This window comes from Bradyrhizobium sp. (assembly GCF_028868675.1).
Lineage (GTDB): Bacteria > Pseudomonadota > Alphaproteobacteria > Rhizobiales > Xanthobacteraceae > Bradyrhizobium.
Window position 1 is genome coordinate 1 of the sequence record NZ_JAGWUA010000189.1, and the last position, 9,262, is coordinate 9,262.

At 66.2% G+C, this 9,262-nt stretch carries 10 protein-coding genes; 4 read left to right on the top strand and 6 right to left on the bottom strand.

All coding sequences use genetic code 11. The features are described from left to right. Positions 1-238 precede the first annotated feature (238 nt). The 3 genes from KGM94_RS20295 (at position 239) to KGM94_RS20305 (ending at position 3,044) form a co-directional block, all read left to right on the top strand. Complete coding sequence (locus KGM94_RS20295; protein WP_300263408.1) at positions 239-391, top strand: DUF1127 domain-containing protein; 153 nt, start codon at positions 239-241, stop codon at positions 389-391. A 123-nt stretch (positions 392-514) separates the two neighbouring features. Continuing rightward, positions 515-1,942: a methylenetetrahydrofolate--tRNA-(uracil(54)-C(5))-methyltransferase (FADH(2)-oxidizing) TrmFO gene (gene trmFO, locus KGM94_RS20300; RefSeq protein WP_300263410.1), complete on the top strand. Its 1,428-nt coding sequence runs from the start codon at positions 515-517 to the stop codon at positions 1,940-1,942. A 7-nt stretch (positions 1,943-1,949) separates the two neighbouring features. Next, the gene (locus tag KGM94_RS20305; protein WP_300263412.1) at positions 1,950-3,044 is read left to right on the top strand and encodes a serine/threonine protein kinase; all 1,095 of its coding nucleotides are present in this window, start codon (positions 1,950-1,952) and stop codon (positions 3,042-3,044) included. Between the two features lie 9 nt (positions 3,045-3,053). Here the strand turns inward: KGM94_RS20305 and KGM94_RS20310 are convergent, their stop codons facing one another. The 6 genes from KGM94_RS20310 to yajC are packed head-to-tail and all read right to left on the bottom strand — an operon-like array spanning position 3,054 to position 8,716. Next, positions 3,054-4,319: a threonine ammonia-lyase gene (locus KGM94_RS20310; RefSeq protein WP_300263414.1), complete on the bottom strand. Its 1,266-nt coding sequence runs from the start codon at positions 4,317-4,319 to the stop codon at positions 3,054-3,056. A gap of 58 nt (positions 4,320-4,377) precedes the next feature. Then, positions 4,378-5,238 (bottom strand): phytoene/squalene synthase family protein, encoded by an 861-nt coding sequence (locus KGM94_RS20315; protein WP_300263416.1) that lies wholly within the window; start codon positions 5,236-5,238, stop codon positions 4,378-4,380. Then, positions 5,235-5,618, bottom strand: coding sequence for an MTH938/NDUFAF3 family protein (locus KGM94_RS20320; RefSeq protein WP_300263419.1), 384 nt, complete (start codon positions 5,616-5,618; stop codon positions 5,235-5,237). The genes KGM94_RS20315 and KGM94_RS20320 overlap by 4 nt, the downstream gene beginning before the upstream one ends. A 60-nt stretch (positions 5,619-5,678) precedes the next feature. Next, positions 5,679-6,692: a protein translocase subunit SecF gene (secF, locus tag KGM94_RS20325; protein ID WP_300263421.1), complete on the bottom strand. Its 1,014-nt coding sequence runs from the start codon at positions 6,690-6,692 to the stop codon at positions 5,679-5,681. A gap of 10 nt (positions 6,693-6,702) precedes the next feature. Then, positions 6,703-8,301, bottom strand: coding sequence for a protein translocase subunit SecD (secD, locus tag KGM94_RS20330; protein ID WP_300263423.1), 1,599 nt, complete (start codon positions 8,299-8,301; stop codon positions 6,703-6,705). Positions 8,302-8,347: 46 nt separating this feature from the next. Then, positions 8,348-8,716 (bottom strand): preprotein translocase subunit YajC, encoded by a 369-nt coding sequence (yajC, locus tag KGM94_RS20335; protein WP_300263425.1) that lies wholly within the window; start codon positions 8,714-8,716, stop codon positions 8,348-8,350. Between the two features lie 187 nt (positions 8,717-8,903). On the opposite strand from yajC, the gene KGM94_RS20340 reads away from it, so the two are divergent. Beyond that, on the top strand, positions 8,904-9,262 hold a 359-nt coding region (locus KGM94_RS20340; RefSeq protein ID WP_300263427.1), incomplete at its 3' end, for a DUF815 domain-containing protein.

The window sequence follows — 9,262 nt, forward strand, 5'->3', positions numbered from 1 at the left end:
ATCTTAGCTTGACCCTTCTTATATAGCACTGAGTTTACAGTATTTTTTGATGTCTCTTCAAGCGCGTCACCGACCACATCGGAGCCTTTCCAACCCGTTAATCGTTCCTTACCAATGCCATGCATTTCGCGCGTAGCTGCAGCGCAACATTTAAACTTCTGCAATGCAACAGGTGAGCTATATTCATTTCAACGATAAAGCTCGGGTCAAGGGCTGAATCGAACTACAGGAGACTACCATGCTGCTCTCGCTCATTCGCATGATCCACGCGTTCCGGGACTATCAGCGCAATATTGCCGAGCTGTCCCAGCTCAGCGATCGCGAGTTGGCTGATATCGGCCTCGATCGCTCGGATATCCCGCGCGTCGCCGCTGGCCACTACAAGGGCTGAAACGCGGCCGCCGACCGGATCCACCGATAGCGCCCGCCTCGTGCGGGCGTTGTCGTATCCGGGCCGGAAAACTCCGATCTCCGCGATTTCACTTCGCGCCGAAAAGCGCTACCTGTCGCGCCCATGACAGGACCCCAATCCAAGGCCGTGCACATCGTCGGCGCGGGCCTCGCCGGCTCGGAAGCCGCCTGGCAGGTCGCCAGAGCCGGCGTGCGGGTGCTGCTGCACGAGATGCGGCCGGACCGCATGACGGAAGCGCACCGCACCGACGGCCTCGCCGAGCTCGTCTGCTCGAACTCGTTCCGCTCCGACGACGCGGCCAACAATGCCGTCGGCCTCCTGCATGCGGAGATGCGCCGGCTGGGCTCGCTGATCATGCGCGCGGCCGATGCCAACCAGGTGCCCGCGGGCGGCGCGCTGGCGGTCGATCGCGAAGGCTTTTCGGCAGCCGTGACCAAGGCGCTCAACGACCATCCCCTGATCGAGATCTCCCGCGGCGAGGTCGCTGGCCTGCCGCCGGCCGAATGGGACAACGTCATCGTCGCGACCGGTCCCCTCACCTCGGCGCCGCTGGCGGACGCCATCCGCGCGCTGACCGACGAAAGCGCGCTCGCCTTCTTCGATGCGATCGCGCCGATCGTGCATCGCGACAGCATCGACATGTCGGTCGCCTGGTTCCAGTCGCGCTACGACAAGGTCGGTCCCGGCGGCAATGGCGCCGACTATCTCAACTGCCCCATGACGAAGGCGCAGTATGACGCCTTCGTCGCCGCGTTGATCGCCGGCGACAAGACTGAGTTCAAGGACTGGGAAACCAGCACGCCCTATTTCGACGGCTGCCTGCCGATCGAGGTGATGGCCGAACGCGGTCCGGAGACGCTGTGCCACGGACCGATGAAGCCGGTCGGGCTCACCAATCCGCGCGATCCCGCGACAAAGCCCTACGCGATCGTGCAGCTGCGCCAGGACAACAAGCTCGGCACGCTCTACAACATGGTCGGCTTCCAGACCAAGCTGAAGTATGGCGAGCAGCAGCGCATCTTCCGCACCATCCCGGGACTGGAGAAGGCAGAATTCGCCCGCCTCGGCGGCCTGCACCGCAACACCTTCCTCAACTCGCCTAAGCTGCTCGACGGTGAGTTGCGCCTGCGCGCGCAGCCGCGGCTGCGTTTTGCCGGCCAGATGACGGGCTGCGAGGGATATGTGGAATCGGCCAGCATCGGCCTGATCGCGGGCCTCCATGCCGCGGCCGATGCTCATGGTCAGACGCTCTCCAGTCCGCCTCCGACGACGGCGCTGGGATCGCTGCTCGGGCACATCACCGGCGGTCATATCGAGACCATCGAGCCGGGCACGCGCTCGTTCCAGCCGATGAACATCAATTTCGGCCTGTTTCCGCCGCTCGCCAGTGCGCCGACGAAAAAGCCCGACGGCACCCGGCTGCGCGGCAGCGAGAAGACGGTCGCCAGGAAGCAGGCGCTCAGCGCGCGGGCCTTGGCCGATCTCGATCGCTGGATCGCCGACCACCTGACCATCGCTGCTGCGGCGTGAGCCCTCCATGAGCCTTCCCAAAGAAGACGCCGCGGTGCTCTCGGCGCGCTGGACCGAGGGCGTGCTGCTCAAGCGCGACGTGTTCTCGACCGTCGAGCGCGGCCGCTTCCGCGGCGAGAACGGCGAGGTCGATGCAGTCTTGCGCCGGCTCGATCAGGTGCCCTGGTGGTCGTTCCTGCTCGCACGCCACCTGTTCGCCCGCGAGCGGCACGCACTCACTCTCGCCAAAGGCCTGAACGTCGGCCCGGAGCTGTTGTGGTCGGGACGGCGCGCGCTGGTGCGCGGCTTCGTCGACGGCGCGGCGCTGCATCTGGCAAAGCCGCACGGCGACGTCGCCTATTTTCGTTCCGCCAAGCAGGCCCTGCGCCGTTTGCGCCGCGCCGGCATCTGTCACAATGATCTCGCCAAGGAGCAGAACTGGCTGGTCGGCCGTGACGGACGCGCCTATCTGACCGACTTCCAGCTCGCCGCCTGCTTCAAGCGCCGCGGCCGGTTGTACCGCATCGCGGCCTATGAGGATCTCCGCCACCTCCTCAAGCACAAGCGCACCTACGCGCCGGACGCGCTGACGGCGCGGGAGCGCAAGGTCCTGGCGCGAAAGTCGTTCGCCGCAAGCCTCTGGCTCGCCACCGGCAAGAAGATCTATCGCGCGGTCACGCGCGGGCTGTTCAATTTCACCGACCGCGAAGGCGGCGGTCGCCGGCTCGTCAACGATGCGCCGGTGCTGACCGACCTGATCCGGAAACATCCCGCCGTGCGCGACACCGCGATCGTCGCCTTCGCCGACCGCCGCGCCGGCGTCGGGCTCTATGCCTTCGTCGAGGCAGATCAGGCGGCGCTCGAGAACCAGCTCCGCGATCAGCTTGCGGCGGCCAATGGCCCCAAGCCGCCCGAACACATTCAGGTCGTCCACGCCCTGCCGCGCGACACGAGCGGCAGGCCGCGCACCGAGATCCTGCAGCTGGTGGCGATGAACCAGATCGACCTGATCGAGCCGATGATGAAGAACGACCAGGACCGCGCGTTCCTCAAGGACATCCTCGAGCAGCGCAAGAACCTGCGCGATCGCTTCAATTTCGGGGCCGACCTGCCGGCGGGCTAGCGGCCCCACTCACATCCCGTGCACGTGCAGGCCCGAGGCGGCAAGCTTCGCCAGGACCTCGTCGAGATGCCCGCGATCGCGCGTCTCGATCACGAGCTGCAGCAACGTCGCCTTGGCGGGCAGCTCGGAGAAGGTTCGCTGATGCGAGACCTCGATGATGTTGGCACCGGCATCGGCCAGCAGCGTCGCCACCACGGCGAGTTGGCCGGGCCGGTCGGGAATGTCGAGCGACAACTGGGTAAGCCGTCCCTCGCGGGCGAGCTCGCGGGTCAGGACCGAGGCGATCAGCCTCGTGTCGATGTTCCCGCCGCTCAGGATCAGGCCGACCTTCTGGCCGGCGAAACGCGACGGATCGGACATGATCGCGGCGAGTCCTGCCGCGCCCGCGCCCTCCACCACGGTCTTCTCGATCGAAATCAGGCTCGCGACCGCGCGTTCGAACTCGGCCTCGTTCACCAGCGCGATGTCATCGACCAGGCGGCGAACGATCTCGGTCGTGATCCGGCCCGGCGACTTCACCGCAATGCCTTCGGCCAGCGTGTCGCCGCGCATCGGCAAATTGGCCTCGTGGATGGCGTTGTACATCGACGGGTAGAGCCAGGCCTGCACGCCCATGATCCGCAGCGAGGGCTTGATCGACTTGGCCGCGATCGAGACGCCGCTGATCAGGCCGCCGCCGCCGATCGGCACGATCAGCGTATCGAGCTCGGGTACCGCGGCAAGCATCTCGATCCCGACGGTGCCCTGGCCTGCGATGATCAGCGGATCGTCGTAGGGATGGACGAAGATCATCCCGTGCGCCTCGCCATGGGCGCGGGCGAACTCGGCCGCTTCCTCCAGCGTCGCGCCCGTCACGATCACCTCGGCGCCGAGATGCCTCGTGTTCTCGATCTTCACCATCGGCGTGCCCACGGGCATGACAATGGTTGCGGGAACGCCGAGGCGCCTGGCGTGATAGGCGACGCCCTGGGCGTGGTTGCCCGCCGACATCGCGATCACGCCGCGTCGCCGCTCCCCGTCCGACAGCGCGGTCAGGCGATTGAGCGCGCCGCGCTCCTTGAACGAGGACGTGAACTGCAGGTTCTCGAACTTGAGCCAGATGTCGCAGCCGCAGATGGCACTGAGCGTCCGGCTGTAATTGCAGGGCGTCTCGGCGATGGCGCCTCGAACCACCTCCACCGCGGCGTGGATGTCGGCCGGCGCGACCGCAAGGCCGGTCAGGTCGGCGGCCGGATCCGGCGTCGCGGGCGAGAGGGTCTGGGGCACATCGGCCATAGGACAGCATAGAGCATTTGCCAGGGCCCGGCGATGTGGCCCTGCGATATGGCCGCCGCTACCTGGTAAATTCCCGCGACCGCGACGCCCGCCACGTCGTCCACAGGGTTCGCAGCCGCGATACCGGAAGCGGCAGGAAGGGATTGCGATCTGCGCGGGATAGGTGCTCAAGGTCGCGGCGCGCTTGCGCCAGCGGCAGGAACACGGGTCGCGCCGCCGGCGGCAGTTCCGCAAGCAGCGACAATGCCGTTGCAAGATGCTGCCGCGCTTCGCCCGCCAACTCATTGAGGACCGCGCGCAGCCGTGACGTCTCCTGGCCGGCAAACACCTCCTCGATGCCGCAGCCGTGGCTGTCCAGAAGCTGCTGCGGCAGGAAGAGCTGGCGGCGCGAGGCGTCGCGCGGCAGGCCGGCGAGCACCTGCACGAGGCCATAAGCGAGCCCCGCATGTCGCGCCAGATGATCGACGGCCGCAGGAAATGCCCCGGCAATCCGGGCCGCCGATGCGAACAGCGCCGCGCAGGTGTCGGTGAGATAGCCCTCCAGCGCCGCCATGGTCGGCATCGGATCGTTGTAGAGGTCGAACTGATGCTCCTCGACCAGCAGCGACAGCGGCTCGACCGGAAGATCGAACTCACGGATGGCGAGCAGGAACTCGGCTGCCACTGGATTGCCCTCGGCACTGCCATGGACGTGGCCGGCCAGCATGTCGGTCCACCATTGCAGGCGGATTTCACCCGGCAGCGGTTGGCTTACGTGGTCGCGGACCCGGACGATCTCGACATTGAAGGCATAGAGCGCGAGCAGCCCGCGGCGCGCCGCGGCCGGCACGAACAGGGTCGAGACGTAGCGCGCAAAATCATGGTTGCGCACGAGGTCGGCGCAGAACGCCGCGGCATCGTCAGGGGCGGCTGCGCTCATGGCACCGCGATCAGGGCGGCGGCGACGCGGCGACGCTCACCGATCATGATGTTGTAGGTGCGCACGGCCGGTCCCGTCTGCATCGTGTCCAGCACCACCCTCACCGCCTTCAGCGCCTGGCGCAATTCGGGCGGCGGCAGCCAGATCCCGGTTCCCGTGCCGACCAGCAGGGTATCGATGCTGTTGGCGGCCGCAAAGACCTTGTCCAGCGAATAGCGGTCGATCTGTGCGGGTTCCGTCACATCCCAAGCCCAGATCGCGTCCGGGAGGCAGAGCAGCGAGCCGCGATGCGACATACCGGCAAAGGCGAAGCCGCCCTTGCCGTACGCGTCGATCGGCGCCGAGCGCGGGAAATGCGGTGCGTTGGGATCGCCGGCCATGCGCGTCGTCCGATCAGCCTCCTGCCCCCGAAATCCTAACGCGGGAGCACGCCGTTCGGATCATGGCCGGTTTTTCTTTGCCGAGGTATCCGCAGCGTCTTCGCGGTGAGTCCCGACGCCGAGATAGATCAGGATCGGCGCCGCGATGAAGATCGAGGTATAGGTGCCGACCAGCACCACGCCGAACATCATCACCGCCGTGAAGCTGTGGATGGCGTGGCCGCCGAACACCAGCAGTGCCAGCAGCGCCAGCGTCACGGTGACATGGGTGATGATCGAGCGCGACAGCGTCGAGTTGATGGACTCGTTGAGCAGCTGCGGCATCGGCATCTTCTTGTAGCGCCGCAGCATTTCGCGGATACGGTCGTAGATGACGACGGTGTCGTTGAGCGAATAGCCCAAGATCGTCAGCAGCGCGGCGATGCTGGTCAGGTCGAAATCGACCTGGCTGATCGACATGAAGCCGATGGTCAGCACGATGTCGTGCACGTTGGCGATCATGGCGCCCAGCGCGAACTGCCATTCGAAGCGGAACCAGAGATAGACCAGGATCGCGACGATCGCGAGCATCAGGCCGATCATCCCGAAAGCCAGCAGTTCGCCGGACACGCGCGGCCCGACGACCTCGACGCGGCGGTAGTCGACGGAGTCGCCGAGCGCGCCGCGCACCTTCTGCACCGCCTCCTGCTGCGCGGCATCGCCGCCGGGCTGCTCCGCAACGCGGATCAGGACGTTCTCCGGACCGCCGAACTGCTGCAGCTGCACCTCGCCGAGACGGAGCGCGTCGAGTGAGGTGCGCATCGCGGCAATGTCGGCGGCGCCGGACTTCGCCTTCACCTCCAGCAGCGTGCCGCCGCGAAAGTCGATGCCGAAATTCAGGCCGTGGGTGAAGAACAGCGTGATCGCGACGATCGACAGCGCCGCCGAGACCGGGAAGCTGATGCGGCGGAAGCGCGTGAAATCGAAGTGAGTGTCGTCGGGGACGATGCGCAGCGACGGCAGCAAGCCGAACGCGGCGACCACGGTGAGGATGGCGATCAGGATGCCGAGCCCGATGAGAACGTAGTGAGTCACGATCAGGCTCCTAGATCGGCACGCTCTGCGGCCGCTTCCACCGCACCCACCCGGCGACGATCAGCCGGGTCAGCGTGAAAGCGGTGAAAACCGTGGTGAGGATGCCGATGCCGAGCGTCACGGCGAAGCCGCGCACCGGGCCGGTGCCGATGTAGAACAGCACCGCAGCGGCGATGAAAGTCGTGATGTTGGAGTCGAGAATGGTCGCGAGCGCCCGCTTGAACCCGGCGTCGATCGCCGAGATCGCGTTGCGGCCGCCGCGCAACTCTTCGCGGATGCGCTCGTAGATCAGCACGTTGGAGTCGACCGCGATACCGACCGTGAGCACGATGCCGGCGATGCCGGGCAGCGTCAGCGTGGCGTTGAGCAGCGACAACAGCCCGAAGATCATCGCGACGTTGATCGCCACCGCGATGTTGGCGAACAGGCCGAACAGGCGGTAGGTCAAGAGCATGAACACGATGACCATGATCGAGCCGACGTAAGCCGCAAGCTCGCCCTTCTCGATCGAGTCCTGGCCGAGACCAGGACCGACGGTGCGCTCCTCGATCACCGTCAGCGGCGCCGGCAGCGCACCGGCGCGTAAGAGGATCGCGAGGTCGTTGGCCGACTGCACGGTGAAGCTGCCGGAAATCTGGCCCTGCCCGCCGGTGATCGGCTCGCGGATCACCGGCGCGGAGATCACCTCGTTGTCGAGCACGATCGCGAACGGCAGGCCGACATTCTCGGTCGTGGCCTGGGAGAACTTGCGTGCGCCGGCAGTATTGAACTTGAAGTTGACGACGGGTTCGCTGGTGCGCTGGTCGAAGCCGGGCTGCGCGTCGGTGAGGTCGCCGCCGGAGACCAGCACCTGCTTTTTGACCACATAGGGCACCTTCGGTGCGCTCGCGCTCATCAGGAGCTCGGAGTCCGGCGGCAGCCGGCCCTGCTGCGCCTGGTCGGGCGGCACCGAGGTGTCGACCATGCGGAATTCCATCTTCGCGGTCTTGCCGAGCAGCTCCTTCAGCCGCGTCGGGTCCTGCAGGCCCGGCACCTGGACCAGGATGCGGTCGGTGCCCTGGCGCTGGATCACCGGCTCGACGGTGCCGAGCTGGTTGACGCGGCGCTCGACGATCTGGATCGACTGCTCGATGGTCTGGCGAACCCGCTCGGTGATCGCCGCCTGCGGTACGGTCAGCCGAATCAGGCCGCCACCGGCGTCGGCCACTTCCAGGCTGCGCTGGCCGTTGGAGCCGAGCAGCCCGCCGAGCGGCTGCGAGAGCTCACGGATCTTGGAGAGCGCATTGCCGAGGTCACTATCCTTGACGCGGACCTCGACGGCATCGCCCTTGGTCGACAGGCCGGTGTAGCCGATCTTGGCCTCGCGCAGCACGCGACGGACGTCGTCGCGGATCTGGTCGAGCTTTTCCTTCTTCACGTAGTTGGAATCGACCTCGAGCAGCAGATAGGAGCCGCCCTGCAGGTCGAGACCGAGCACGAGGCGCCGCTGCGCCCACGCCGGCCAGCCCTTGACCTGGGCCTCGGGAAAGAAGTTAGGGACCGCGCACAGGCACACGATCAGCGCCGTCAGGATGATCCCCAGCGCCTTCCACCGCGTGAAATACAACATCGACCGAACCTGTCAGATCAGGAGAATGCGAGGCTTGGCCGGCGGATCAGCCCGCCGAAGTCTCGTCCTTGGCGCTTTCCTTCGAGCTTTCCTTGGCGGGCTCGCCCTTGGCGCGCACGCCGGAGATCATCTGGCGCATCTGCCGCACCCGCACACCGTCGGAGATCTCGAACTCGATCTGGTCGTCGTCGACGACCTTGGTGACCTTGCCGACGAGGCCGCCCGAGGTCACGACGGTATCGCCGCGGCGGATGTTCTTCACGAGCTCGGCATGATCCTTCACCTTCTTCTGCTGCGGCCGCAGAATCAGGAAGTACATGATCACGAAGATCAGCGCGAACGGCAGCAGCGACATCAGCATGCTGTTGGCGTCGCCGCCGGCTGCGGCCTGGGCATACGCTGGGGTGATCAGCATCGGGGATTCCTTAACGGCTAAGACGGGAATGGACCGGCAGCGCCAAGGCGCCTGGGCCGGTCCGGGGCAAATTCGCGCGGACTATAGCGGCCGCGGTCCCAATTGCAACGCTGGGACACCCTTTCATTTAGGCCGCTTGCGGGACGTGCCAAGGCCCGATAAGCCTGCGCCATCAGGAACTTGAGCGATGGCCAAAAAACCCAGTAAAACCGCGGCAAAGCCCGCCTCCGGCAAATCAGCCAAAGCCGCGACAAAACGCCCTTCGGCCGCGTTAACGGACGGCCACGCCGCACGGATTGCCGACGCGCTGGAGGCCATTGTGGCGCACCTTGCGGCCAATGCCCCGGCCGGCAGTGCGGCCGATTCCTTCGATAGCGCGGACGCCTTTGTCTGGCACCCCGACGGGCGGCTGTCGCCGGTGCCAAAGGTGAGCCGGGTCGGGATCGCCCTTCTCAAGGGCATCGACCGGATGCGAGACATCCTGATCGAGAACACCGAGCGTTTCGCCAACGGGCTGCCCGCCAACAATGCGCTGTTGTGGGGCGC

Excerpts from the sequence above, each read along its gene's own strand:
- KGM94_RS20310 (WP_300263414.1), bottom strand. The coding sequence starts at position 4,319 with ATGGCCGATGTGCCCCAGACCCTCTCGCCCGCGACGCCGGATCCGGCC.
- KGM94_RS20315 (WP_300263416.1), bottom strand. The coding sequence starts at position 5,238 with ATGAGCGCAGCCGCCCCTGACGATGCCGCGGCGTTCTGCGCCGACCTC.
- trmFO (WP_300263410.1), top strand. The coding sequence starts at position 515 with ATGACAGGACCCCAATCCAAGGCCGTGCACATCGTCGGCGCGGGCCTC.
- yajC (WP_300263425.1), bottom strand. The coding sequence starts at position 8,716 with ATGCTGATCACCCCAGCGTATGCCCAGGCCGCAGCCGGCGGCGACGCC.
- secD (WP_300263423.1), bottom strand. The coding sequence starts at position 8,301 with ATGTTGTATTTCACGCGGTGGAAGGCGCTGGGGATCATCCTGACGGCG.
- KGM94_RS20320 (WP_300263419.1), bottom strand. The coding sequence starts at position 5,618 with ATGGCCGGCGATCCCAACGCACCGCATTTCCCGCGCTCGGCGCCGATC.
- KGM94_RS20295 (WP_300263408.1), top strand. The coding sequence starts at position 239 with ATGCTGCTCTCGCTCATTCGCATGATCCACGCGTTCCGGGACTATCAG.
- KGM94_RS20305 (WP_300263412.1), top strand. The coding sequence starts at position 1,950 with ATGAGCCTTCCCAAAGAAGACGCCGCGGTGCTCTCGGCGCGCTGGACC.